The organism is Jiella sonneratiae (genome assembly GCF_017353515.1).
GTDB classification, from domain to species: Bacteria; Pseudomonadota; Alphaproteobacteria; order Rhizobiales; family Rhizobiaceae; genus Jiella; species Jiella sonneratiae.
Genome location: NZ_JAFMPY010000004.1, coordinates 167,293 through 192,447, shown reverse-complemented (window position 1 = coordinate 192,447; position 25,155 = coordinate 167,293). Strand labels below are relative to the sequence as shown.

Genomic DNA, 25,155 nt, shown 5'->3' with positions numbered 1-25,155 from the left:
CTCCGACGCTCCTACGGGAAAAGGCTGCAAGCCGCCCAGGAAGCGGCATGTCTGCGCCCGTGACGACACGTTTCGCCGCGATCAAGCTAACCGGAGAACCTTACCGCCCGTTGAACGCGCCGGGAGCACGGCCGAATCGCGCACAAATGTTAACCATCGGCAATATTAACGCTTTCTTAATTTCGTCACCTAAGCTTTAATCTCCAATGCGTTGTCGTTCTGGAGTTCCGCAATGTCTGCAGCCAAGCCCTCTATCAAAATCGACGAGCAAAGCCTCATAACGAGCAAGCTTTTCCGCGGCAGTTCCGAAACGTCATCGACTGATGACTTGGGAAATGATTTCAGTCAATCGGTCGGTCAACTTGCACTTATCCTTGAGGTTGCAAAACAAGGCTTCGATAACGGGCGTCCTGCCGCCGAGGTTGTAGCTCGGCTGGCCGGCGAACTGCATCAGCTGCGCGCTTCGTCCCCTGCGGCAGTCTGGGAGAGGCTGGTCGCCGTCGCGCAGAATCACGCCGTCGGAAAATTTTTGTCGCAGGATCCGCTGTCGAACTGGTCGTTCACGAAGCCGCGGGGCTATTCGGGCGACGCGAGCCTGCTCGACATCTACTACAAGCACCCGTCGATGGACGACGTGGTCGCGGAGGCGACGCCGCTCGGCCGGCAGATCTACGACTATACCGTCAACGTGCCGGCCTGCGCCGCCGGCCGCGAGCGCTGCGAAATCCTCGCCCGCACCGTCGACGAGGCGGCCGACGCGTGCGACGGGGCGGCCGAGATCTTCGCCGTCGCCGCCGGGCACCTGCGCGAGGCCGAGATCTGCCGGAGCCTTCCGGCGAAGGCGATCCGCCGGTGGGTCGCCCTCGACCAGGATCCGGTGAGCGTCGGCGTCATGACGCGCGACCACGCCGGCACCGCGGTCGAGCCGATGATCGGCTCGGTGATGGGCCTGCTGAAGCGCTCCTACGCCCATCTCGGGACGTTCGACCTCGTCTACGCCTCGGGCCTCTACGACTATCTGCAGCGCAAGGTCGCGATCAAGCTGATGCAGCGGATGACCGACTTCGTGCGTCCCGGCGGCCGGCTGCTCTTCGCCAATTTCAGCGACGAGATCACCTCCGACGGCTACATGGAGACCTTCATGGACTGGCCGCTGATCCTGCGCTCGGCCGACGACATGTGGGACATCATCACCGCCAGCGTCGACCGCAACGCCTTCGACTGCGAGGTCTGGTACGGCAGCAACCGCAACATCGTCTACGGCACGCTGCGGCGGAAGTGAGCCCCGCGCCGGATCTGCCGGCCGGCCGGGCAACCGCCCGGGCGGCCGGGCCGGCGCGCCGAGCCTTCGATCCGGCGGAGCTCCGGCCCCGGGCTTCGGATCGCACGAGCCGCGACGCGATCGTCCGGATCGCGTCGCAAGCCTGAAGATCCCGGCGACCGGCGACGGGCCGGTTGCGGACCGGGGACCGGGACCGGGCGACGTCCCTCAGCCGTAGTGGTTGCGCACCAGGGCGTTGGCGATCTCCTCGCGCCCGATGATACCGACGATGTCCTCCGGCCGCGGCAGGCCGCGCGTGTCCCTGACGACGATCGCATAGGTGCGGTTGCGGCGATTCATCCGGGTGACGACGGTGTTGAGGTTGCTGGCGTTGGAGGCGATGATGAACTCGCTCGAGGCGATGTCGCCGAGCGTCTGCCTGGCGAAGCGGTCGGCCTGATAGGGGATCGTGCCGAAGCGGACATAGCCGGTGATGCGGGTGCCGTCGGTGGTGATCACCCGGGTCTTGTGCACCTCGACCTGCTTGAGCGCGTCGGTGACGGTCATCGAGCCGGGCAGAACGACGAAGTCCCGATACATCACCTCGCTCGCCTGGCGCACCAGGAACATGTTGGTGGTGCGGTCGGTCGGGATCGGCTTGCCGCGGTTGCGCAGCTTGATGGTGTAGATGTCGGCGGTGGTCAGCGCCCGCCTGACGCCGATGGCGAGCGCGACGGCAAGGACCAACGGCAGGATGATCTCGTAGTCGCGGGTCATCTCGAAGATCATGACGATCGCCGTCATCGCCGCCGAGGTGGCGCCGCCGACCATCGCGCCCATGCCGAGGATGGCGAAGGTCTGCGGCGTAATGCCGGCGCCCGGCAAAAGGTATTCGCCGATCACGCCGACCGCGCCGCCGAGGGTGGCGCCCATGAACAGGCTCGGCGAGAAGATGCCGCCGGACGCCCCGGCCCCGAGGCTGACGCAGGTCGCGACGAGCTTGCCGGCGAACAGGACGAGGAGCAGGCCGGCGCCGGTGATGCCGCCGTTGAGGACGTCCTGGATGGTGGAATAGCCGACACTGTAGACGTGGTAGTGGCCGCTGAACAGCATGAAGCCGTAGCCGAGGAGGCCGACCGCGAACATGCCGAGGATGTTCTGCAGATAGGGATTGATGCCGGAATCCTCGAAGACGTCCTCCGCCCAGGCGAGAACCTTCACGAAGGCCCAGGCGGCCAGCCCCATCAGCACGCCGAGGGCGGCGGCGAGGAGAAGCTCGGCGCCGTTGACGAGATGGCCCTGGGCGAGACCGTCGAAGGCGACGACGAAGGCGGACTCGACGCCCATCACCGCGCGGTAGACATAGGTGGAGGTCGCCGTCGCCACGACCACCGGCAGGAAGGTGCGGGTCGAGACCTCGGGCAGCAGCACTTCGGAGGCGAACAGCACGCCGCCGAGCGGCGTGTTGAAGGTCGCGGCGATGCCGGCGCCGGCGCCGGCCGACAGCAGCGTGATCTTCTGGTGCTGGACGAGGTTGAGCGCCCGGGCGAAGGTCGAGCCGAAGGACGAGCCGATCTGGATGATCGGCCCCTCGCGCCCGACCGAGGCGCCGGTGCCGATGGAGATGGCCGAGGCGAGCGACTTCACCGCGGCGACGACGCCGCGCACGTTGCCGTTCTGGTGATAGATCGCGAACATCACCTCGGGCACGCCGTGACCCTTGGCCTCCGGCGCGAAGCTCCTGACCAGCCAGACCACGACGAGGCCGCCGATCACCGGGACGAGGACGATGCCCGCGCCCCAGGAACTCGCAGGCCCGTAGACGTTCGGATCGAGCCGCAGCGAGAAGATGCCGTAGAAGGCAAGATTGTAGATGAAGGCGATCAGATATTTGAAGAAGATCGCACCGATGCCCGCGACGATGCCGACGACGAGCGACAGAAGCAGCATGACTTTCAGCGTCACTTCCCGTTCCGGCGGCGCCTCCGCCTCCGATGCGACGGTCGCAGCGGAAGTGGCGGGCGGATTGGCGACGGACATGGGTGCTGACTGACTTTACGGCTGGAACGGAATTGTCGGGAGGGCTTCTCTATTTCATCCTTCGCCGGCCAGCGGAAGGGCGAAGCGGGAAAAAAACCCCGTCCGACGGCTTTTTTGCCGTAATCGGCGGTTCGCCGCGCGGCTGACCGCCCGGCCTCGGACGGATCCGTCCCGAAGCGTCCGAGATCCGGCTTGCCGCCGGGATCAGCCGGCCCAGGCGGCGATCGCGCCGGGCGCCTCGCCGCTCACCGGATCGGTCTTCGGCAAGGCGAGGCCGCCGATCCGCCGCGCCGCTTCGCCGACCGCCATCGCTCCGGCCCTGGTGATCGCGCCGTTCTGGCCGGGCGGATAGGCCCCGACGACCTGAAAGTCGCTGCCGCCGGAAAGCCGCTTGTGGGCGACGCCGGCCGGAATGATCACCACGTCGCCGGGCCGCATCGCGACCTCGGCGCCGCCCTCCCCGCCGAAGCCGACCGTCGCCTTGCCCGAAACGCAGGCGAGCACCTCGTGACCCTCGACATGGTAATGCCAGTAGTCGAAGACGGTGTAGAGCCAGGTCCCCTGCCAGCCGTTGCTCTCGAACCGCCGCATCACCGCCTCCGGCGTCGCCTCGGCGGGCGCGATCGCGCCGGCCATGACGAGCAGCGGCAGGTTGCCGTTCGGGATCGTCGGGGTCGGCGCAAACCTCCTCGCCTCGATCTTCATCGACCGTCCCCTCCGCGGCCCGCGGCTCCCCCGCCGTCCGGCCGTCTTCCTTCGAAACGCGTGATCAGCCCCGCCCCCGCGGCGGCGAGGGCTCGCACATTTGGTACAAACTCGATCGTGACTTCCTGAACTCCTCGTCCGGTATTATTCATTCGCGATACATCCTTTGGTTCGGCATGATCGGCGAGGGTGCGATGTCCGGCGAGGAAGACGACGAACTCCGGGAAATCTGCGAGGAACTCCTGAAAGACGTCTGCAGCGTGTTCTACACGCTGTTGTTCATCGCGTCCTATTGCTTCCTGACGGTCGCCGGCATCAGCGACGAGGATTTTTTCACCAAACACAAATCCGTCGAACTGCCGATCATCGGGATCGACGTCCCGACGCAGATCTTCATGATCGCCGGCAGCATTTCCGTCACGGCGATCTTCATCTTCTTCCTGATCACCCTCTGGAAGCTCAGCGACATGTCGCGATCGCTGACGGACGCCGGCATGCGGTCGATCCGGTTGCGGACGCCGTTCTACGCGGCCTGGGTGCTGAAGCTGCCGAAGCGGGCGCGCCGCTACAACGAGGTCTCGCTCGCATTCGCCGTCGCCCTGATCGTGCTCTCGGGTCCGCTTCTGACCGGCTACCTGTGGGTCCGATCCTTCGTTCGCCACGACCTGCTTTCCTCGTCTGTTCTCGGCTTCCTCTTCGTGGCGACGGTGCTGGCGATGGTGGGGCTGAGACTGGCGATCCGGCAGGCGGCGAAAAGCCCGAACCCGCCGAGCGGCACGGTGCGGGAAACCGCCTGGCCGACGCTGTTTTCCCGGCCGTTCCGCCGCGCATCGGCCGGCCTGTTCATCCTCGCGGCCGTCCCGATGTTCCTGGCGACGGCGTGGCCGATCAAATCCGGCGAACGCACCGACGCCTGGACGACGCTGGCGCGGGCCGATCTGGCCGAGGCGAATTTCACGCAGATGCCCGCGACATACCAGTATCGCGAGGACTTCGTAGAGGAGTTCCGCTCCAGCTATCTGGGGCGGAACCGGCCGCAGGGCGAATCGGTCCCGGCGCGCCAGGCGTTCGAGAACGAATGGCGACGCCGCCGGCAATTCTACATCCAGACCCTCAGCAGGACCAATCTCAGGGGCTTCGACATGCGCTACGCGGACATCCGCAAGGCGTTCATGGTCGGGGCGGACATCCGCGATACGTCCTTCGACCGCGCGCTGCTCCTCGACACCAACATGGAAGCGGTGAACCTCGAGGATACGAGCTTCGTCTTCGCCCACATGGACCGGCTGCAGCTTCCGGCGTCGAACCTCGTCAGGGTCGTCGCCGATTCGGCCTTTCTCAACGACGCCGTCATCGAGGATGCCTTCCTGCAGCAGAGCAGCTTCGAGGACACGATCGCCTGGCGCGGACGTTTCGACGCCAGCTTCATCGACCGCGTGTCCTTCGCGCGGGCGAGGCTGGGCGATGCGTCGTTTCGATATGCCTATCTGAAGAACGTCTCGATGAGGGACAGCCTGCTCGAGCGAACCAGCTTCGAGGGGGCGGTTCTCGTCGACGTCGATTTCGCCGATGCCGAGGGCCTGCGGCCGGAGCAGTTTTCGATGGCGACGATGGACGAGGCGACGCGGGCGACCCTCCCCGCGACGATCCGCGCCAAGCTTTCCGGCGACTGTCCGCCGCGACGGGACCTGCCGTTCCCCTTTGCCACGCAATGGTGGACGCAGCTCGAGAGCTTCCGGGAGCGGATCGGCCGGATCTGCGCCAGGGGAGCCGGCAGTCCGCAATCGCCGAAGCCCGGCGGTGCGGACGACGACACGGTGACGTCCAGCGTCGGAAAAACCAACTGAGCGCCGGGAGCGTGTGCCGGCCGCTCAGCGCGCCTCCATCCGCAGCGTCTTGTCGACGACCTTGGCGAACTGCTGCAGGCGCCCCTCCGGCCGCTCGCCGACGAGATCGGCGAGATGCGCCGGCAGCACCAGCGTGAAGCCGCCGCGCGGGTCCTGCGCCCATTTGAACTGGTCGAGGATGCCCGGCATCGAGGCGGTCATCAGATAGGTGACGCGGAACAGCGAGGCGAGGATCTGCGCCCGCTTGAGCAGGCGCTCGCCGGCCAGGGTCTCGAGCTCGGGAATATGCTGCTGCTCGAGGCTGCCCTCGTGGCGGTAGAAGTTGGTGAGGCCGAGAAACGCCCGGCCGCGGTGGTCGACCGCCGGCATCGCCGCATGAGCGATGATCGACAGCGCCTGCTTGCCGCGATAGTCGGGATGGGCGCGCCAGCCGATGTCGGCGAGGAGGCAGGCGGCGACGCGCAGCCGCTCCTCCTCGGCGGTCTCGTCGATGCCGAGCGCCTCGAAGCTGCGCCGCGACCAGTCGACCATCTCGCGCGCATGCTGCGGCGAGCGCGAGCGCAGGAGCGCGAGCTCGAAGGCGCTCTCGATCAGCGGATCCTTGGCCCGCTCCTCCGGCGAAAGACGTTCGTAGAGGAAGCCCTCGCGCAGGCCGAGCGCCGACAGCACGATCTTCTGCGGCTTGACGAAGCGCACGACGCTCTTCAGCGCGACGGCGCCGTAGGCGAGCAGGGCGCGGCGGGACTTCGACACCGCGGCGATGCCCGGCAGCTTCTCGGGGTCGGAACGGATCACCGCATCGAGAAAGCCGTCGATGCCCGCCGTCGGCATCTCGTAGGCGTGCATGACGTGCAGGGGATAGTTCTGCTGCTCCATGTGCAGCTTGGCGAGATTGCGCCAGGTGCCGCCGACGGCGAAGAACGACCGCCCGTCGCCCCGGCCGGCGAGCGTCGAGGCGGAGACGTGGCTGTCGGCGATCGCCTGGGCCTTGCCGAGGTCGCCGCCGGAAAGATCGCGCAGGCGCAGACCGCCGAGCGGGGTGGTGATGCCCTCCCCGAGCCCTTCCGGCGTCACTTCGATGAGCTCCAGGCTGCCGCCGCCGAGATCGCCGACGATGCCGTCGGGCCGGTGAAAGCCGGCGAGCACGCCGTGGGCGGCGCCGATCGCCTCGTCGGCACCCGACAGGATGATGATCGCTCGCCCGAGCACCGCCTCGGCCGCGGCGATGAAGTCCGGCCCGTTCTGCGCCTCGCGCGCGGCGGCCGTGGCAATCGGGTAGAGCTCGCCGACGCCGGCCTGGCGCGACAGCAGCGCGAAGCGCTTCAGCGCCGCCAGCGCGCTCTCGACCGACTGGCCGTCGAGCCGGCCGGTCTGGGCGAGGCCCTTGCCGAGGCCGCTCAGGACCTTTTCGTTCAACAGCACGGTCAAAGAACGCGCGAGCCCCTCGTAGATGACGAGGCGCACGGAGTTCGAGCCGATGTCGATGACGCCGACCGGCGTCATGCCCGGAAGCCGGCCGAGCGCGGGTGCCTCAGTCAAATCGGCCATGCTCCGCCTTCTGTCTGGCAATCAGCCGGGGGGCGTCGGTCTTCAGCGCCTTCCCCCGGCCCGAGAGGCTGGGATTGGTCATGAAATACCGCTGGGCATTGAAAGGTTGCTCTCCCGGCGAGGGAACGATGCGGCGCGACGATCCGTCCGCCGCCACCGACCAGCTCTGCTGGTTATCGAGGATATTGCCCAGCATGATCTGCGACAACACCTGGCTGTGGACAGTGGGATTGGTGAGCGGCACCAGCACTTCCACCCGGCGGTCGAGATTGCGGGGCATCATGTCGGCCGAGCCGAGATAGACGACCGCCTTGTCCGAGGGCAGGCCCTGGCCGTTGCCGAAACAGTAGATCCGGCTGTGTTCGAGGAAGCGGCCGACGATCGACTTGACGCGGATGTTGTCGGACAGGCCGGGAACGCGCGGCTTCAGGCAGCAGATGCCGCGCACCACGAGGTCGATCTCGACGCCGGCCTGGCTCGCGCGGTAGAGCGCGTCGATGACCGCGGCGTCGACGAGCGAGTTCATCTTCATCCAGATCTGGCCCGGCCGCCCCGCCTTCACATGGGCGATCTCGTCCTCGACGTGGCGGATGATCTTCGAGCGCATGGTCACCGGCGAGACGGCGAGCCGACGGACCTCCGAGGGCTCGGCGTAGCCGGTGATGTAGTTGAAGACGAGGCCGACGTCGAAGGTCACCGCCGGATCGGCGGTGAAGTAGGAGAGGTCGGTGTAGATCTTGGCGGTGATCGGATGGTAGTTGCCGGTGCCGATGTGGCAGAAGCTGACGAGACGCCCCTCCTCCCGCCGCACGACGAGCGAGAGCTTGGCGTGGGTCTTCTTCTCGATGAAGCCGAACACCACCTGGACGCCGGCCCGCTCCATGTCGCGGGCCCAGCGGATGTTCGCCTCCTCGTCGAAGCGCGCCTTCAGCTCGATCAGCGCCGTCACCGACTTGCCGGCCTCGGCCGCGTCGATCAAAGCGCGCACGATCGGGGAATCGTTGGAGGTGCGGTAGAGCGTCTGCTTGATGGCGATGACGTTCGGATCGGCGGCGGCCTGACGGACGAACTGCACGACGACGTCGAAGGATTCGTAGGGGTGGTGGACGACGATGTCCTTCTCGCGGATCGCCGCGAAGCAGTCGCCGTTGTGTTCGCGGATGCGCTCGGGAAAGCGCGGGATGTAGGGCTGGAACTTCAGGTCGTCGCGATCCAGCCGGCAGAGCTGCGACATGGAATCGAGGGCGAGCATGCCGTCCATCACCGAGATGCGGGCCTGCGGCACCTCGAGCTCGCCGGCGACGAAGTTGCGGAGCGCTTCCGGCATCACCGAATCGAACTCGATGCGGATCACCGAGCCGCGGCGCCGCCGCTTCAGGGCGCTCTCGAACAGCCGCACGAGATCTTCCGCCTCCTCCTCGACCTCGATGTCGGAGTCGCGGATGATCCGGAAGGTGCCAGAGCCCTTCACCCGATAGCCGGGAAACAGCTTGCCGATGAACAGCGCCGCGACGCTCTCGATCGGCACGAAGCGCACGACGCCGTCCTCCGTCACCGGCATCTCGACGAAGCGCTGCAGCGCGACCGGCAGGCGCAGCAGCGCGTTCATGCCGGCGGAATCGCGCTCGCGCACCAGCGAAAGCGCGATCGAGAAGCCGAGATTGGGGATGAAGGGAAACGGATGCGCCGGGTCGATCGACAGCGGCGTCAGCACCGGGAAGATCCGTTCCTCGAAGACCTTCTGCAGCCAGGCCCGGTCCTCGCCCCTGAGGTCTCCGGCGCCGACGATCATGATCTTTTCGGCGCGCAGCGCCTTGACCAGCCCCGCCAGCGAGGCCTGCTGCTCGCTCTGCAGCCCGGTCACCTCCTCGAGGATCCGGTCGAGCTGCTCCTGCGGGGTCAGGCCGTCGATCGAGCGCACCGGCAGCTTCTCGCGCACCTGGCCGGCAAGGCCGGCGACGCGGACCATGAAGAACTCGTCGAGATTGTCGGCCGAGATCGACAGGAAGCGCACGCGCTCGAGCAGCGGATGGTTCTCGTTCTGGGATTCTTCGAGGACCCGGCGGTTGAACTGCAGCCAGGAGAGTTCGCGGTTGATGTAGCGGTCGGCCGGCAGTTCCGCCGCCTCCTGGGTCAGGCGCGGCGCCGGCGGGGGCGTCACCGCGACGTCGGCGAGGATCATCGCGGCCTCGGAGACCAGCGCCTCGGCGCTGCTGGCGACTTCGCTGGCCGTCGGCCCGGCCGTGGCGGATGCGGACGCGGCGGCAGCGCGGCGGCCGGGCTTGCCGTTGCCGCCGGCGCCCGGCGCGCGGCTCTCGCCCTTGGCCGGCGCGGCGACCGGCCTGCGGCGCCGGGTGGCGGTCGCGGTCACGGTTTCGGTGCCGCGCTCCTTCGCCTCGCCGGCGCCTGCCGGTCCACGGTCCGAAATGCCGTTGCCTTCGTCGTCGCTCATCGTTCCACCCCCATGAACCGGACCTTGAGCTAGCTTTTTGAAAAGACGCCAGGATGACATGGCGCGGTCAGCCGAAAAGCCATCCCCCCTCGTCGAGCACCCGGCGCAGCAGCGGCCGCGTCACCTTCCGCTTGGCCGAGAGCGCCTCGCGGTCGATCTCGGCGACGATGCGGCGCGCCGCGTCGAGCGAGCGCTCCATGCGGGCGACGAGATAGGCGAGCGCGCCGGGCTCGACCTCGATCTGGCGGTCGGAAAACAGCTTGGCGAGGACGCCGGTCAGGAGCGCGTCGTCCGGCGCGCCGAGCGGCACGGTCGTCGCGGCGGCGAGGCGCGAGCGCAGATCCGGCGTCTGGATCGCCATGGCCGCGGGCAGGACGCGGCTGGTCAAGAGCAGCGAGCCGCCGCCGAGGCGCGCCGCATTGACGAGGGCAAAGAGCGACGCCTCGTCGAGGCCGCCGCGATCGACGTCGTCGACGACGCCGAGGAACGGCCTTTCGGCAAGGATCGCGCCGACGCCGTCGCGCCGCGCCGTGGCGCCTCCCGCCTCGGCGGCGAACACCGCGGCGAGGTGGCTCTTGCCGGAGCCGGGCGGCCCGGAAATCAGCACCACCGGATGCGGCCAGTCGGGGAAGGCGTCGATCGCGCCGACGGCCAGCCGGTTCGCCTCCGAGACGACGAGGTCGTCCCGGGAATAGGACGGGCGGTGCGGAAGCTCGAGCGGCAGTTGCCTCGCCATGGCCGCGCCTCAGACCGTCGGCCCGGCACCGGCCCCCGGCCGCGGCGGCAGCGCCGGCGGGACGATGTCGTTCTCGATCATCTCGGTCTCCTCATGCGTCGGCTCGCGGCCGAAATACATCTCGCTCTGGAGATACCGGGTGAGGGCGAAACGCACGAGCACGCCGACCGCCGCGGCCGAGGGGACGGCGATCAAGAGGCCGACGAAGCCGAACAGCGCGCCGAAGGCGAGCAGCGCGAACATCAGCCACACCGGATGCAGCCCGACCGAGGCGCCGACGAGCTTCGGCTGCAGGATGTTGCCCTCGAAGAACTGGCCGACGAGGAACACCGCGACGACGGCGACGACCCAGGGCCAGTCGGGCCAGAACTGGACCAGCGCCACGCCGACGGAGACGACGAGGCCGGTGATCGAGCCGACATAGGGGATGAAGGAGATCAGGCCGGCGAAGAGACCGATCAGGAGCCCGAAGTTCAGGCCGACCAGCGACAGGCCGAGGCCGTAGAATGTGCCGAGGATCAGGCAGACGCTGCCCTGCCCGCGCAGGAAGCCGGCGACCGAGCGGTCGATGTCGCGGGCGAGGCGCCGGACGGTGTGGACATGCTGGCGCGGCACCCAGTCGTCGATCGCGGCGACCATCTTGTCCCAGTCGAGCAGCATGTAGAAGGCGACGACCGGGGTGACGACGAAGAGCGAGACGAAATTGACGACGGCGAGCGACGACGACCAGAGCGAGGCGACGAAGGAGGACAGGAAGCTGGCGCCCTCGCTCACCAGCTTGCCGAGATCCTGCTTGAGATTGGCCTCGCCCTCCGGCAGCAGGCGCCCGACCGAACTCGATCGGAGGCTTTCGACCAGCGCCTGGAGACGCTCGATATAGTCCGGCACGCGGGCCGCGAGCCCGCCGATCTGGCCGGCGATCACCGGAACCAGGATGACGATGACGCCGACGAAGACCAGCGTGAACAGGCCGAGGATCAGCACCGTCGCCCACAGCCGGGAAATGCCGCGGCGCTCCAGCCAGTCGGCCACCGGGTCGAGGAAATAGGCGATCACCATGCCGAGGACGAAGGGCAGGAGGATGCCGGAGAACAGCCACAACAGGAGGATCGCCACGATGGCCGCGACGCTCCAGAACAGTATCTGGCGCCGGATCGGCGCGCTCCTGTCGGTCATGGATCCTCGCTGTCTCCCTGAGACGTTTCGTGGGGCGAGGCCATGTGGCGCAGCCAGTCGACGAGATAGGCGGTGGCCGAGGCGACGGTCAAGATCAGCGTCAGGCCGACGAGAAGATCGGTGACGAGCCCGAGGCGGACGCCGAGCGCCGCCTCGCCGAGGACGCCTGCGGCGAGACAGATCTGGGCGGCCGTGGTCAGCTTGGAGACGAAGAGCGGCCGCACCGCGACCGGCAGGCCCATGACGTAGGAGAGCATGAAGGCGGCGACGATCAGAACGTCGCGGCTGACGACGGCGATCGCCAGCCAGTCGGGCAGCCGCTGCAACAAAGCGAGGCCGATGTAAACGGTCGACAGCAGCGCCTTGTCGGCCATCGGATCGAGATAGAGGCCGAGCGCCGACTGCTGATTGAAATGCCGGGCGATGGCGCCGTCGACGGCGTCGGAGACGCCGGCGATCACGAACAGCCAGAAGGCGACGGCGAAGCGGCCGTCGATCAGCGCCCAGATCATCACCGGGACGACGAGCAGCCGGGCGATCGAGATGAGGTTCGGTATCGTCATGGCGCCCCCGCCCGCTGCAGCGTCGAGGCCGCCGCGGCAAGGAGCGGCGCGCGCTCTCCTTCAAGGGCCGGCGGCGGCGCCGGCCGGACACTGCCGCCGGCAGCGACGCAACCTGCCCGGACCGTTTCGACGGCGCCTGAGAGAGCCTCGACCATCCCGCGGGTCTTGCTCGCGCTCCCCGATCGTGTCAACTCCGGCTGGAACGGGGCACGGGGCGCATGGCAGACAATCACAAATCCATGACCTATCGCGACGCCGGCGTCGACATCGACGCGGGCAACGACATGGTCCGGCGGATCAAGCCGCATGTGCGCGCGACGGCGCGGCCGGGAGCCGACGGCGAGATCGGCGGGTTCGGCGGGCTGTTCGATCTCAGGGCGGCGGGATTTTTTGATCCGATTCTCGTCGCCGCCAACGACGGCGTCGGAACCAAGGTGAAGATCGCCATCGAGACCGGCCGGCACGAGACGATCGGCATCGATCTCGTGGCGATGTGCGTCAACGACCTCGTCGTCCAAGGCGCCGAGCCGCTCCTGTTCCTCGACTACTACGCCACCGGCCATCTCGATCCGGCGGAGGGCGCCGCCGTCGTCAAGGGCATCGCCGAAGGCTGCCGGATCGCCGGCTGCGCGCTGCTCGGCGGCGAGACGGCGGAGATGCCGGGCCTCTATGCCAAGGGCGACTACGACCTCGCGGGCTTTGCCGTCGGCGCCGCCGAGCGCGGCACGCTGCTGCCGAAGACCGATGAATTCGCCCCCGGCGACGTCGTCCTCGGCCTCGCCTCCTCGGGGGTGCATTCCAACGGCTATTCGCTGGTACGGCGCATCGTCGAGGCGAGCGGGCTTTCCTACGACGCTCCCGCCCCCTTCGAGGCGGAACGCAGCCTGGGCGAGGCGCTGCTCGCCCCGACCCGGATCTACGTCAAGCCTTTGCTTTCGGCGCTACGCGGCGGCGCCGGCATCAAGGCGCTCGCCCACATCACCGGCGGCGGCTTCGTCGAGAACATCCCGCGCGTCCTGCCGGATCATCTTGCCGCCGCGATCGACCTCGCCTTCCCGGTTCCGCCGGTGTTTTCCTGGCTGCAGTCGGCGGGCGGCATCGCCGAGGCGGAGATGCTGCGCACCTTCAACTGCGGCATCGGCATGGTCGTCGTCGTCTCGGAAAAGGAGGCGGCGGGCGCCGCCGCGATGCTCGAGGCGGCCGGCGAGACGGTGGTGCCGCTCGGCCGGCTGGAACCGCGCAGCGGGCCCGGCGTCACCTTCCGCGGCGGGCTGTCGCGGCGATGACCGGGCCGCAGCGAAAGCGCATCGCGATCCTGATTTCCGGTCGCGGCTCCAACATGGGGGCGATCATCGCCGCCTGCATGGATCCGAACTTTCCCGGCGAGGTGAAGGCCGTCCTTTCCAACCGGCCCGACGCCAAGGGGCTGGAGACGGCGCGGCGCTACGACATCGCCGCCCATGCCGTCGACCAGAAGGACTTTGCGAGCCGCGAGGCGCACGAGCGCGCCGTCCTCGACGTCCTCGGCGCGGTGGAGCCCGACGTCATCTGCCTCGCCGGCTACATGCGTCTCCTGACGCCCGATTTCGTGCGGCGCTTCGAGGGCCGGATGATCAACATCCATCCCTCGCTGCTGCCGCTCTTTCCCGGCCTCGACACCCATGCGCGGGCGATCGCCGCCGGCATGCGCGTCCACGGCTGCACCGTGCACTACGTCACCGAGCGCATGGACGAGGGCCCGATCATCGCCCAGGCGGCGATCGCGATCGAGCCGGGCGACACCGCCGAAACCCTCGCCGACCGGCTGCTGCGCGCCGAGCACCGGCTCTACCCCCACGCCCTGAAGATGATGCTGACGGGCGACGTCAGGATGGTCAACGGCCAGGCGGCCTATCGCAGGCGCGCGCCGCTGGTTCCGGACGACGGGCAGGAGCCGGCCTTCGCCGCCCGCGCCCCGCAGATGCTCGTCTCGCCCGACGCCAGGCAGAACTGACCGCGAAGGAGACGAACCCGCGGCGGCTCCGGCCAACCGCGCCGCGCCGCGCCCGGCACGCCGCCAAGGGATCACCACCGCCCCGAGATTTCAGCCCTCACCACCCCGAAGAAGCGACGCGACAGGAGAAAGGCACGACCATGCCGAAACCACTTGCCACCGCCGCCATCGTCGTCACCGCATTCGCGGCCGGCGCCTGCTCGAGCGGCAGCGGCCGCATCACCACCCCGCCGCCGGCAGCGAACACGCCGCTGCCGCCGGCCGGCGGCGGCGCCGGGGGAGGCTTTCTCGCCGCGCCCGGCGGCGCGGCACCGGTCGCCTCGGCAGGCGGCGGCGCCGGCAGCTGCAATGCCGCGGCGGCGCAATTCCTCGTCGGCGAACTCGCCACCAGCGTCGCCGTCGACAAGGCCAAGGAGGCGACCGGAGCCGAAACGGTCCGGATCCTCTATCCCGGCCAGCCGGTGACGCAGGAATTCGTCGCCGGGCGGCTCGACCTCGATACCGACGACCGCAACCGGATCACCGCGGTGCGCTGCGGCTGAGCGCCGCGCTCCGGCTTTCCGGACAGGGACGACGACGACGGGCATCGGCCGCGCGGCCGGTGCCCTGCCCTGCCCTGCTCCTGCGCGGCCGGCTGCCCGCACCCACCACCCCGCCCGCTCCTGCGGGTTTTCGTCGCGACCGAAGAATCGAGTCGCCCGCGGCGACTGGAACAAATAAGGAACATCTCGGAGGTTCCGGTGTTCCTGACCATCGCCGATCTGCGCCGCCGGCGCCTGTGGCTGGAAGTGCGCTGCGTCGCCTGCCGGCACACAACGTTCCTGCCGGTCGGCCTTCTGCCGCGGGGCCTGCGCGACGACCTGCCGGTGCATCTGGCGGCGGCGTTCTTCCGCTGCCGCTGCGGCTCGAAACAGCTGGCGACGGTGATGGTGGACCTCGATGCCGGCAAGCCGAAGCCGCCCGGCCCGTGACGCCGCCTTGCCGGCGCTGCCGCGGGCATTCTTTGAGCGCGCAGACGGGCCGGCGGCGAACCGGCCCGTCCGATATAATTGCGTGGTCCGCGCGTGTGGCTCCGGGGTAAGGCGCGTCGCCCGAAGGCGCCGGGCTCACTTGTCGTCGAGGCGGAACTTCTCGTGGCAGTTCTTGCAGTTCTGGGTCACCATCCCGAACTGCTGCTTGAAGGCGTCCTCGTCCTTCGGGGCCGCATCGAGCGCCGCCTTCGTGTCCTCCTGATACTTGACCAGCGCCGCCTTGAAATCGTCCGGCTTCTGCCAGATCGCCGGGGCCGCCTCGGTCTTGCCGCCTTCCTTGGAATCTTCGGGGAAATAGTCGCCGAACTTCATCGCGACCTCGTGCATCTCGGTGAAGATCTCGGTCGCCTTGTCCGGGCTGAACTTCGCCTCGCCCTTGAGGATCATCGCGCCCGCCTTGGTCGCCTTGCCGTTCTTCTTCATCAGCTCCTGGCGCGCCTTGATGGCGTCGAGATTGGCGGCGACCGCCGGCACGGCGACGATCGTGGCCGCGGCAACGGCCAAAACGGCGAAACGGAACGGGCGTTTGTCAGTCATCGAGAGACTCCCAGGAGTGCCGCGCGACAGGCGCGGAATCTCAACCACTTGGAACCCTTCCAGATTCAGGCAACTGCCTGATGACGGCGCGCGGCCGGGCGGCCTTCGCCGAAAGGCTGCGTGGCGGGTGTCCGGCTCGCGCTAAGCCTTTGAGAAGCCATGGGCCGGACGCTGCGCGGCCGGTCGCCGGCGGGCATGCCTGAGCCTTCGGTCACGAAGACTTGTCGAGGCCGTGACGACGAAAAAAGGCCCCGGCAGTGCAGCCGGGGCCCCGAAAAAAACCTGTTGCCGGCGGCGTGCCCGATCGAGCGTCGATCGTCGGGCCCCGGCCGGAAAAGCGCCTCAGGCCGTCGCCTTCTCGTAGCATTCGAGGACGTAGTCCCAGTTGATCAGGCTGTCGACGAAGGCCGAGAGATATTTCGGCCGGGCGTTGCGGTAGTCGATGTAATAGGAGTGCTCCCACACGTCGACGCCGAGGATCGGCACGCCGCCGTGCACCAGCGGGTTCTCGCCGTTCGGCGTCTTCATGATCTCGAGCTTGCCGTTCTTCACCGCAACCCAGGCCCAGCCCGAGCCGAACTGGCCGGCACCGGCGGCCTCGAAGTCGGACTTGAACTTGTCGTAGCCGCCGAGATCGGAATCGAAGGCGGAAGCCAGCTTGCCGGGAAGGCTCTTGCCGCCGCCGTTCGGCTTCATCCACTTCCAGAAGTGGATGTGGTTGTAGTGCTGGCCGGCATTGTTGAACAGCGCCTGGTCGGTGCCGTGGGACTTCTTGACGATCTCCTCGAGCGGAAGATCGGCCATGCCGGCCTTCTCGGCGAGCTCGTTGCCCTTGGTCACATAGGCCTGGTGGTGCTTGTCGTGGTGATACTCGAGGGTCTCCTTCGACATGTAGGGACCAAGCGCGTCATAGGCGTAAGGAAGCTCGGGAAGGGTGAAAGCCATGTTCGTCTCCTTCGTTTCGGGTTCGATGGGCGGCGTGTCGGATAAGCGTCTGCGGCACGGGGCCGCCCGGAGCCTCGTCCGGGGCCGTGACCGCTTCGCGTGACCGCCGCAGGGTTCGCGGTCGACAGTTAGGGTGCGGCAGAGCTTCCGCCACCGCCCGCCTCGGCCTTCTGGCGGAAAAAATCCCGACGGGCGGCAGCGCTCAGCCGGCCTTGCGGGCGAAGGCCATGTAGGCTTCGCGGGCCTCGCGATAGACCGGCCCCGGCTGCAGCGGGCGGTCCTCGATCCGGTTCACCGGCACGACCTTCGAGTGGTTGCCGGTCGAGAAAATCTCGTCGGCGGCCATGAACTCGGCGACCGAAAGGCTCTTCTCCACGACCTCGCGGCCGGCTTCGCGCAGCAGCGCGATCACCCGCTGGCGGGTGATGCCGTTGAGGAAGCAGCCGTTCGGCGCGGGGGTGTAGACCACCCCGTCCCTGACGCAGAAGATGTTGGAGGTGCCGGTCTCGGCGACGTTACCGATCATGTCGAGGACGAGGGCGTTCTCGAAGCCGCGGCGATGCGCCTCCATGATCGCCCGGGCGTTGTTGGGATAGAGGCAGCCGGCCTTGGCGAGGGTCGGCATGGTCTCCGGCGTCGGCCGGCGGAACGGCGAGACGGTCAGCGAAAAGCCGGCCGGCTCGATCATCGGCGTCTCGTAGAGGCAGAGGCAGAAGCGCGTCGATTCCGCGTCGGCCGGAACGCCCATGTAGCCGCCGTCCTCGGCCCAGTACATCGGCCGGATATAGACGGCGGTCCGGCCGGAAAAGCCCTTCAGCCCCTCGCGGGTCAGCGCCTCGATCTCCGTCGCCGGCATCGTCGCCTTCAGCCCCAGCGCCTCGGCCGACCGGTTGACGCGCGCGCAGTGCCGGTCGAGGTCCGGGGCGACGCCGTCGAACCAGCGGGCGCCGTCGAACACCGACGAGCCGAGCCACATGGCATGGCTCTTCGGGCCGATCAGCGCCGGGCTGCCCTCGTGCCAGGCGCCGTCGACGAAGGTGCGGGTCAGGAGCTCCGAGGACGGGGCGTGGGACGCATGCGACATCAGCTGATTCTCCTCTGGCCCGCCGCGCCGGAGGCGAGAGGCGGGTCGGCGTTCGAAAGACGGGCGGGCAGAACCTTTGCCGGCCGTTCCGTTCCGGGGTAGACCCGGCGGCGGCGCTTTTCAATCGCAGGCCGGTATGGCGCGCCGGGGACATCGCCCCATCTAGTGGTCCGATTCCGACATCCGGGGCGACGCTCGACCCGGCCATATTTCACGTGTCAAGATCGCGCCCCCGCGCGCGCTCGACCAAGCCGATTGCCAGAAGAGGACGCCCGCCTTGCATTCCGTCTACGTCTTCGATGCCTATGGAACGCTGTTCGACACCGGTGCCGCCGTCGCGCGGCATGCCGGCGCGATCGGCGCCAGGGGACGCGAGCTGGCGGAGGTCTGGCGGCGCAAGCAGCTCGAATATTCCTGGGTACGCGGGCTGATGGGCGACGCCAGCCGGAACTTCTGGGACCTCACCGAGGACGCGCTGGACTATGCTTTCGAGAAGGTCGGCGGCGTCGACCGGACACTGCGCGAACCGCTGCTCGAGGCCTATCGCGACCTCGACTGCTACGAGGAGGTTCCCGCGACGCTGAAGGCGCTCAAGGACAAGGGCGGACGCGTCGCCATCCTGTCCAACGGCTCGCGCGACATGCTGGCGCGGGCGGTGCGCTCGGCCGGACTCGAGACCCTTGTCGACCAGCTCTTCTCGGCCGAGGACTGCGGCCAGTACAAGACCGCGCCCGCCGTCTACGACATGGTGACGACGCATTTCCGCATCTATCCCGACGCGGTCTCCTTCCAGTCGTCGAACCGCTGGGACGTCGCCGGCGCGACGCGCTTCGGCTTCCACACGGTCTGGATCAACCGGCGGGGCGAGCCGGACGAATATCTCGACCTCGCCCCCGGCGCGATCCTGCCGGACCTCAAGGGCCTCGCTGCACGGCTCTGACCGGCCTTTCTCCAAAGGTCGCCACGGCCGGAAAGCCGGCGGGTGCCGCGATGTCACAGCCCGGCCGGGATCCTCGTTCTTTCAACGCACTGTGATCGTGGAACCGCGCGCCCGGTCGATCGTTGCTATACAAACATATCGGTGGGTCGGCCCAAATCCCGGGTACGGCCCCAAAAACAAAACCAAGGCTGGACCATGAGTGACCTCGATCAGCGCGCCCTTTCGCGGCGCGGCTTCCTTTCGCTTGCGGGCATTGGTGCCGCTGCAGCCGTTTCCGGCTGCTCGAGCAGTTCCCGCGCCCGCATCTCCTCGCTGACGGCGTTTTCCGGCGGCGGGACCTACGGCGACCCGCGCTACACGTCGATGTACGGCCGCATGGTCGACCACGGCGAGGTGATACCAGCCGTCAATCTTTCCCGCGTCCCCGAGCAGTACTGGCGCCGTGAAGTCGCGGACCCGACCGGCGAGAAGCCGGGGACCGTCGTCGTCGATACCGACTCGAAGTTCGCCTATTACGTCATGCCCGGCGGACGGGCGATGCGTTACGGCGTCGGCGTCGGCCGCGAGGGTTTCGGCTGGAGCGGCCGCGCCGAGGTGCGCGCCAAGAAGGTCTGGCCGACCTGGACGCCGCCGCGGGAGATGATCGAGCGCAAGCCGGATCTCGAGGAATATGCGAGCGGCATGCCCGGCGGCATCATGAACCCGCTCGGCGCGCGGGCGATGTATCTCTACCAGGGCAATCGCGACACGCTCTACCGGCTGCACGGCTCGCCGGAATACTGGACCATCGGCACGAACGATTCCTCCGGCTGCATCCGCTTCATGAACCAGGACATCATCGACCTCTACGGCCGCGTCGCCGTCGGGTCGCCGGTCCTGGTGCGGGCCGGCGCCTACGTCTGAGCCGAGCCGAGCCGGGACCGGCGCCGCACGCGCGGCGCCGCATTCTCCCTCGCCTCATCGTCAAAGCGAGTGGCCCCGCGCCGCTCGCTTTTTTCGTTGCGCGGAGCGGGACCGACGGCCACCGGTTGTGGTGTGCCTGATGCAGCCAGGCGGGAGAAGCCCGACCCGGCGATGACGCTCGCGCGTCGACGGAGACGATGACGTCTCTGAAAGCGCAAGGCCTGGCCCCGAAGCCGCCGGCTCGCGCAGAGACGCGCCGTCAGCGGCCCTGCGCGGCACGCCTTTCGAAAGGCCGCCGCGCCCGTTCGAAGGCCACGAGCTCGTCGAGCGGCATCGGCCGGGCGAGCAGATAGCCCTGGAAGCGGTCGCAGCCGATCGCAGCGAGAAAGTTCAGCTGCTCTTCGTCCTCGACGCCCTCGGCAATGCAGATCTTGCGCATCGACCGGCAGAAGGCGACCATCGCCGCCAGCAGTTCCCGGCCCTCCCCGTCGCCTGCGCCCGCCATGAAGCTCCGGTCGATCTTCACCTTGTCGAAGGGCAGCCTGCGCAGATAGCTGAGGCTGGACTGGCCGGTGCCGAAGTCGTCGAGGGCGATCCTGATGCCGAGCGAGCGCAGCAGCCGCATCGAGGCTTCCGCCGTCTCGAAGTCCCTGACCACCGCGGTCTCGGTGAGTTCGAGGATCAGCCGCCCCGGCCGTACGCCCGAGCGCCGCACCAGGGCCATGATCGCCATCACGGTCTCGTGGCAGGTGATGTCGTGGGCCGAGAGGTTGAAGGAGAGGTCGATCTCGGCCGGCAGGTGGTCGAGGCACGCCAGCGCCTTGGCGAGAAGGTCGAGCGTCAGCCGATGCATGATGCCGACCCGTTCGGCGAGCGGGATGAAGACGTCCGGCCCGACCGGACCGAGATGCGGGCTCGTCCAGCGGGCGAGAGCCTCGACGGCGGCGAGCGAGCCGTCGCCGACCGCGGCGATCGGCTGGAGATGGACGGTCATCTCGGCGCCGAGATCGGCAGTCTGCAGGGCGGCTTCGACGGCGCGCTCCGACCGGATGCGGCGCTCGTGGTCGGGGGAATAGAGGGTGGCGAAGCCCCGCCTCTCGCTCTTGGCCTTATAGAGCGCGTAGTCCGCGCCGTCGTAGAGCGCGCGGGCGGACCCGCCGATGTCGCAGGACGCCGCGACCCCGCAGGACGCACCGATCGTCACCGTCAGCGCGCCGAGGGAATATGGCTCCGACAATGCGCGGCAGGCATCGCCGGCAAGCGCCACGGCGCGCTCGGCCGGCCCCTCGCTGAGGAAGGCGAACTCGTCGCCGCCGAGCCGGGCGACAAGGCCGTGGTCCGCGAAGACGGCGCGCAGGCGCGTTCCGGCCGCCTCCAGGAGTTCGTCGCCGAGCACGTGGCCGAAGGTGTCGTTCACCGCCTTGAAGCGGTCGAGATCGATGACGCCGAGCGCGACTTCGCCGCCGGCCGTGCGGCAGCGCTCGACGCTGCGGTCCGCCTCCTGGAAGAACAGCCGCCGGTTGGGCAGGCCGGTCAGAATGTCGGTGTGGGCGAGCTTGGTGATCTCGCCGTTGAGCCGCTCGGTTTCCACCCGGGTGCGGATCAGCATGGTGAAGGCGTCGAAGCTGTTGAAGAGCACCCGCAGCAACACCAGCGTGACGAGCAGGATGTTGAAGCCGACGGCCGCGTAGATCGCGTCGCCGGAACCCACGTAAAACGCCAGATAGGGCAGCGTGACGATCGCCGTGACCGCCAGCGCCGCCTGCGGCAGATGCATCAGGCAGAAGATGCAGCCCATCACCGTGATCGCGATGAAGATCGCGACATGGGTCTGCTGATGCTCGTTGCCGTATTCGCCGAGCTTCAGGGACCACGCGATGTAGGCAAGTGCGATCAGCGAGCCGAAGAACACGGTCCGCCGCAGCCCGCGGATCGCCTCGGCGGCCGTGACGGCCCTGGCCGGGGCGAGCAGCCAGCCGGCCACCCGAAGCAGGCAGACCGCCACCAGCCCGGCGGGAATCCACACCGTCATCCAGGCCGGCGCGGCGCCGTGATGGGTATAGGCGACCGCCAGCGCGTTGACGCCGAGCAGCGAATAGAGAAGCGGGATCTGCCGGCGGATCTCGCGATACTGCGCCATGGCAATGCCTGGTTCCGTCGCCCGCAGCGTCAGCCAGCCCAGGAACCGTCTCATCATCGTGGCCTCCAACCGGACTGCGAAATCTACCCATGCGGCATGAAGCGGCGGTTAACCGGCCAGATCCAGGGTTCCGAGCCGGCTACCGAGCCCGGCGGCTCCCGCCCGATCGGCAGAGCGCCCGTCGCGACGCAGGAACCTGCGTCGTCCCTGCCCCGTTGGCGCAACATCGAACGATTCCAGACTCGGGACGAAATTCATGAAGCACGATGTCTGCGCCCTCTCCGATCTGTCCGAGACCGGCCTCCACGAGGTTTCGGCCGGCGACCTGAAGATCCTGCTCGCCCGCGACGGCGGGACCGTGCACGCGACCGGCGCCCACTGCACCCACAAGGGTGCGCCGCTGAAGAACGGCACGCGCGTCGGCACCCGGGTGATCTGCCCCTGGCACCACGCCAATTTCGACCTTGCGACGGGCGACCACATCGAGCCGCCGGGCCAGGGCTGCCTCAGCCGCTTCCCGACCTCGGTGGTCGACGGGCGCGTCCTCGTCGAGGTGCCGGAAGGCGCCGGCGAGCAGCGGCCGGAGGTCGAGCCGTCGCAGCGCAAGGCCGGCGGCCCGCGCATTTTCGCCATCGTCGGCGGCGGCGCCGCGGGGCTCGCCTGCGCGCAGGAACTGGTGAAACAGGGCTTCGACGGCCGCATCGTGATGTTCTCCGACGACGGCGAGACGCCCTACGACCGCACGGCACTGTCGAAGACCTATCTCGCCGGCAAGAGTTCGGACGAGGATCTGCCGCTCGTCGGTTCCGGTGGCCTCGATGCGATCGGCGTCGAGCGGATCACCGAGCGCGTCGAACGGATCGACGCGGCGAACCGGACGATCCACTTCACCGGCAAAAGCGGGGTCGGCGAAGGCCTCGTCTACGACCGCTGCTTCGCCGCCCCGGGCAGCGACTCCGCCCGTCTGTCCGTCGAGAACGCCGATCTGCCGAACGTCTTCACCCTGCGCACCCACGACGACGCCAGGAAGCTGAAGGCCGCAGCCGACGAGGCCCGGGCGATCGTCGTCGTCGGGTCCGGGTTCATCGGCATGGAGGCCGCCGCCGCCTTCGTCGGCAACGGCAAGAAGGTGACTGTCGTCTCCCAGGAGACGCTTCCCTTCGCCGGCAAGTGGGGCGAGGACGTCGCCGGCCAGATCACCGCGCAGCACCGCGCCAAGGGCGTCGACATCCGCACGAACACCGGCGTCGCCGCCATCGAGGCAAAGCGCGGCGCCCTCAGCGCCGTGCATCTTTCGAGCGGCGCGGAGATCCCGGCCGACATGGTTCTCGTCGCCATCGGCGCAAAGCCGCGGCTCGCGATTTTCGGCGAAGAGGCGCAAGCGGCGGGCGCCGTGGCGGTGAAGCCCGACCTTTCGCTCGATCCGAGCCTCTTTGCCGGCGGCGACGTCGCGAAGTTGCCGCTCAACGGCCGGGACTACGCCGTCCGCATCGAGCACTGGCGGGTCGCCGAGCAGCACGGCCGCCACGCGGCACGGGCGATGCTCGGCGATTCGACCCCGTTCACCGGCATTCCGTTCTTCTGGTCCGCCCAATACGGGCCGATCCACTATGTCGGCCACGCCCGGGACTTCGACGAATGCCATGTCGAGGGCGACCTCGCCGGCGGCAGCTACACGGCCTTCTACGTCAAGGACGACAAGGTCGTCGCCGCGCTCGGGCGGGGCAAGGCGGACGTCACCGCCGACCTGCACGGCCTGTTGCTCGCCTCCGATCCCACCCCGTCGCGGACCAGCCTGGAAGCAGCCGGCTGGCAGCCGAAGACGCTGCTCTGACCTCCGACGGCCGGCGCCCGCCCTGGACCCTGCGGCCCTTTCGAAGGCCCTCGCCCTGGCCCGCGGCGCCGGCCGGGGTCGCAACGGCGTTCACGCGCATGTGAATTCGAGGCGATGCAGCGCCGGAAAAAATTCGGCATGGTCGAAACAATGTCCTCGACCGCGGCGAAAGCGTTTCCATGGCGCCTGCCTCCTCGTCCAAGCTGCAAGGGCTCGACGACCTGCTGCTTCGCGCGGTGGCCGGCGACGAAAAAGCCTACCGGGCGTTTCTGACGGACGCGGCGCAGATCGTGCGCCGGTTTGCGGCGCAGCGCATGCCGCGTCATTCGCCCGGCTTCGACATCGAGGATCTCGTCCAGGAAATCCTGCTCGCAGTGCATGCGAAACGGCACACCTGGCGGCCGGGCGAACCGGTGGCGCCGTGGCTGTTCGCGATCGCGCGCTACAAGGCGATCGACGCCTACCGGCGGCGGGGACGGCGGATCGAGATCGACATCGACGCGATCGGCGACGTCTTCGAGGATCCCTCCGCGGTGCCGAACGCCACGGCCCACGACGTCGGGCGGGCGGTCGCCTCGCTCGGCGGCCGGCAGCGGGCGGTGGTCTCGGCCCTCTCGGTCGAAGGCAAGTCGATCACGCAGACGGCCCGGGACCTCGACATGAGCGAGGGGGCCGTGAGGGTGGCGTTCCACCGCGGTCTCGCGGCGATCGCCCGGAAGTTCGGAAAAGACTGATGCAGACGGATGAACTGATCGCGGATCTGGCAGGAGGCAGCAGGCGGCATGCCGCGGGCGCGACGGTGCCTTTCGGGGCGGTCGCCGCCTTCGCGCTGCTCGTCGGCTTTGGCGTCTTCATGCTGCTGCTCGGGCCGCGGCCCGACTTCGTGGCGTCGCTCGCGACCCCGCGCTTCGACGTGAAATTCGTCGAGACCGGCCTCCTCGCGGCAGCCGCCATCGCCGTCCTCGCCGGACTGGCGCGGCCGGCCCGGCCGTGGCGCGAGCGTCTGGGGTGGTTCGCGGTGCCGGCGATCGTGCTCGGCCTCGCCGTCGCGGCCGAACTCGCCTCGGTTCCCGAACATCTCTGGGCGGCACGGGCGATCGGCAGCAATGCGAAGAACTGCCTCCTCGCCATCCCGACGATCGGCATGCCGGTCCTCGCCGTCCTGCTGTTTGCTTTGTCGCGGCAGGCGCCGACACGGCCGCGTCTGACCGGCGCCATCGCCGGTTTCGCCTCTGCCGGCATCGCGGCCGCCTTCTACGCCGCCCACTGCACCGACGATTCGCCGCTCTTCGTGGCGATCTGGTATCCGCTGGCGACGCTGGTGCTGGTCGCGGCCGGCGCGGTGGCGGGCGGCCGCATGCTGCGCTGGTAGGCGGCCGCCGCCGAAGGCTGGCGACGCAGCGGCCGTCGGCGGCGCGCG

General features: G+C 68.6%; 22 protein-coding genes. 11 read left to right on the top strand and 11 right to left on the bottom strand.

Translation table 11 applies throughout. From position 1 onward, the window contains the following. Nucleotides 1-529: 529 nt before the first annotated feature. Nucleotides 530-1,282, top strand: coding sequence for a class I SAM-dependent methyltransferase (locus J1C47_RS04935; protein ID WP_245396363.1), 753 nt, complete (start codon nucleotides 530-532; stop codon nucleotides 1,280-1,282). A 207-nt stretch (nucleotides 1,283-1,489) separates the two neighbouring features. Here the strand turns inward: J1C47_RS04935 and J1C47_RS04930 are convergent, their stop codons facing one another. Further along, a complete protein-coding gene (locus J1C47_RS04930) occupies nucleotides 1,490-3,226 on the bottom strand; it encodes a chloride channel protein (RefSeq protein ID WP_342591934.1) in 1,737 nt (578 codons plus the stop codon). 279 nt (nucleotides 3,227-3,505) lie between these two features. Further along, complete coding sequence (locus J1C47_RS04925) at nucleotides 3,506-4,006, bottom strand: cupin domain-containing protein (protein WP_207349610.1); 501 nt, start codon at nucleotides 4,004-4,006, stop codon at nucleotides 3,506-3,508. A gap of 194 nt (nucleotides 4,007-4,200) precedes the next feature. Between J1C47_RS04925 and J1C47_RS04920 the strand changes: the two genes are divergently transcribed. Beyond that, nucleotides 4,201-5,853 (top strand): pentapeptide repeat-containing protein, encoded by a 1,653-nt coding sequence (locus tag J1C47_RS04920; RefSeq protein WP_207349609.1) that lies wholly within the window; start codon nucleotides 4,201-4,203, stop codon nucleotides 5,851-5,853. A gap of 24 nt (nucleotides 5,854-5,877) precedes the next feature. Here J1C47_RS04920 and J1C47_RS04915 read toward each other — a convergent pair whose 3' ends face one another. The 5 genes from J1C47_RS04915 to J1C47_RS04895 form a co-directional block, all read right to left on the bottom strand. Continuing rightward, on the bottom strand, nucleotides 5,878-7,392 hold the full coding sequence (locus J1C47_RS04915; protein WP_207349792.1) for a Ppx/GppA family phosphatase: 1,515 nt from the start codon (nucleotides 7,390-7,392) through the stop codon (nucleotides 5,878-5,880). Continuing rightward, complete coding sequence (locus tag J1C47_RS04910) at nucleotides 7,385-9,583, bottom strand: RNA degradosome polyphosphate kinase (protein ID WP_207349791.1); 2,199 nt, start codon at nucleotides 9,581-9,583, stop codon at nucleotides 7,385-7,387. Before J1C47_RS04910 ends, J1C47_RS04915 begins: the two co-directional genes overlap by 8 nt. Nucleotides 9,584-9,920: 337 nt before the next feature. Then, nucleotides 9,921-10,589, bottom strand: coding sequence for an HdaA/DnaA family protein (locus tag J1C47_RS04905; RefSeq protein ID WP_207349608.1), 669 nt, complete (start codon nucleotides 10,587-10,589; stop codon nucleotides 9,921-9,923). 9 nt (nucleotides 10,590-10,598) lie between these two features. Beyond that, complete coding sequence (locus J1C47_RS04900) at nucleotides 10,599-11,765, bottom strand: AI-2E family transporter (protein WP_207349607.1); 1,167 nt, start codon at nucleotides 11,763-11,765, stop codon at nucleotides 10,599-10,601. Continuing rightward, on the bottom strand, nucleotides 11,762-12,328 hold the full coding sequence (locus tag J1C47_RS04895) for a CDP-alcohol phosphatidyltransferase family protein (RefSeq protein WP_207349606.1): 567 nt from the start codon (nucleotides 12,326-12,328) through the stop codon (nucleotides 11,762-11,764). The genes J1C47_RS04900 and J1C47_RS04895 overlap by 4 nt, the downstream gene beginning before the upstream one ends. Before the next feature lie 218 nt (nucleotides 12,329-12,546). Between J1C47_RS04895 and purM the strand changes: the two genes are divergently transcribed. The 4 genes from purM to J1C47_RS04875 all read left to right on the top strand — a co-directional run bounded on the left by purM (nucleotide 12,547) and on the right by J1C47_RS04875 (nucleotide 15,292). After that, nucleotides 12,547-13,614, top strand: a complete 1,068-nt coding sequence (gene purM, locus J1C47_RS04890; RefSeq protein WP_207349605.1) for a phosphoribosylformylglycinamidine cyclo-ligase — start codon at nucleotides 12,547-12,549, stop codon at nucleotides 13,612-13,614. Continuing rightward, nucleotides 13,611-14,321 (top strand): phosphoribosylglycinamide formyltransferase, encoded by a 711-nt coding sequence (gene purN, locus J1C47_RS04885; RefSeq protein ID WP_207349604.1) that lies wholly within the window; start codon nucleotides 13,611-13,613, stop codon nucleotides 14,319-14,321. The genes purM and purN overlap by 4 nt, the downstream gene beginning before the upstream one ends. 140 nt (nucleotides 14,322-14,461) lie before the next feature. After that, complete coding sequence (locus J1C47_RS04880; protein ID WP_207349603.1) at nucleotides 14,462-14,863, top strand: I78 family peptidase inhibitor; 402 nt, start codon at nucleotides 14,462-14,464, stop codon at nucleotides 14,861-14,863. Nucleotides 14,864-15,061: 198 nt separating this feature from the next. After that, complete coding sequence (locus tag J1C47_RS04875; RefSeq protein WP_207349602.1) at nucleotides 15,062-15,292, top strand: hypothetical protein; 231 nt, start codon at nucleotides 15,062-15,064, stop codon at nucleotides 15,290-15,292. Nucleotides 15,293-15,427: 135 nt separating this feature from the next. On the opposite strand, the gene J1C47_RS04870 is transcribed toward J1C47_RS04875, so the two are convergent. From J1C47_RS04870 to J1C47_RS04860, 3 genes are all read right to left on the bottom strand, one after another. Continuing rightward, the gene (locus J1C47_RS04870) at nucleotides 15,428-15,889 is read right to left on the bottom strand and encodes a c-type cytochrome (RefSeq protein ID WP_207349601.1); all 462 of its coding nucleotides are present in this window, start codon (nucleotides 15,887-15,889) and stop codon (nucleotides 15,428-15,430) included. 342 nt (nucleotides 15,890-16,231) lie between these two features. Beyond that, nucleotides 16,232-16,834: a superoxide dismutase gene (locus J1C47_RS04865; RefSeq protein ID WP_207349600.1), complete on the bottom strand. Its 603-nt coding sequence runs from the start codon at nucleotides 16,832-16,834 to the stop codon at nucleotides 16,232-16,234. Between the two features lie 202 nt (nucleotides 16,835-17,036). Beyond that, complete coding sequence (locus tag J1C47_RS04860) at nucleotides 17,037-17,918, bottom strand: branched-chain amino acid aminotransferase (RefSeq protein ID WP_207349599.1); 882 nt, start codon at nucleotides 17,916-17,918, stop codon at nucleotides 17,037-17,039. A gap of 277 nt (nucleotides 17,919-18,195) precedes the next feature. On the opposite strand from J1C47_RS04860, the gene J1C47_RS04855 reads away from it, so the two are divergent. Next, complete coding sequence (locus J1C47_RS04855; RefSeq protein WP_207349598.1) at nucleotides 18,196-18,858, top strand: haloacid dehalogenase type II; 663 nt, start codon at nucleotides 18,196-18,198, stop codon at nucleotides 18,856-18,858. A 195-nt stretch (nucleotides 18,859-19,053) separates the two neighbouring features. Further along, a complete protein-coding gene (locus J1C47_RS04850; protein WP_207349597.1) occupies nucleotides 19,054-19,761 on the top strand; it encodes a L,D-transpeptidase in 708 nt (235 codons plus the stop codon). A 259-nt stretch (nucleotides 19,762-20,020) separates the two neighbouring features. On the opposite strand, the gene J1C47_RS04845 is transcribed toward J1C47_RS04850, so the two are convergent. Beyond that, nucleotides 20,021-21,958, bottom strand: coding sequence for a putative bifunctional diguanylate cyclase/phosphodiesterase (locus tag J1C47_RS04845; RefSeq protein WP_207349596.1), 1,938 nt, complete (start codon nucleotides 21,956-21,958; stop codon nucleotides 20,021-20,023). Between the two features lie 199 nt (nucleotides 21,959-22,157). Between J1C47_RS04845 and J1C47_RS04840 the strand changes: the two genes are divergently transcribed. The 3 genes from J1C47_RS04840 (at nucleotide 22,158) to J1C47_RS04830 (ending at nucleotide 25,107) form a co-directional block, all read left to right on the top strand. Continuing rightward, a complete protein-coding gene (locus J1C47_RS04840) occupies nucleotides 22,158-23,735 on the top strand; it encodes an FAD-dependent oxidoreductase (RefSeq protein ID WP_207349595.1) in 1,578 nt (525 codons plus the stop codon). A 179-nt stretch (nucleotides 23,736-23,914) separates the two neighbouring features. Beyond that, entirely contained in the window at nucleotides 23,915-24,469 is a 555-nt protein-coding gene (locus J1C47_RS04835; RefSeq protein WP_207349594.1) for a sigma-70 family RNA polymerase sigma factor, read from the top strand. Next, the gene (locus tag J1C47_RS04830; protein ID WP_207349593.1) at nucleotides 24,469-25,107 is read left to right on the top strand and encodes an NrsF family protein; all 639 of its coding nucleotides are present in this window, start codon (nucleotides 24,469-24,471) and stop codon (nucleotides 25,105-25,107) included. Before J1C47_RS04835 ends, J1C47_RS04830 begins: the two co-directional genes overlap by 1 nt. Nucleotides 25,108-25,155: the final 48 nt, after the last annotated feature.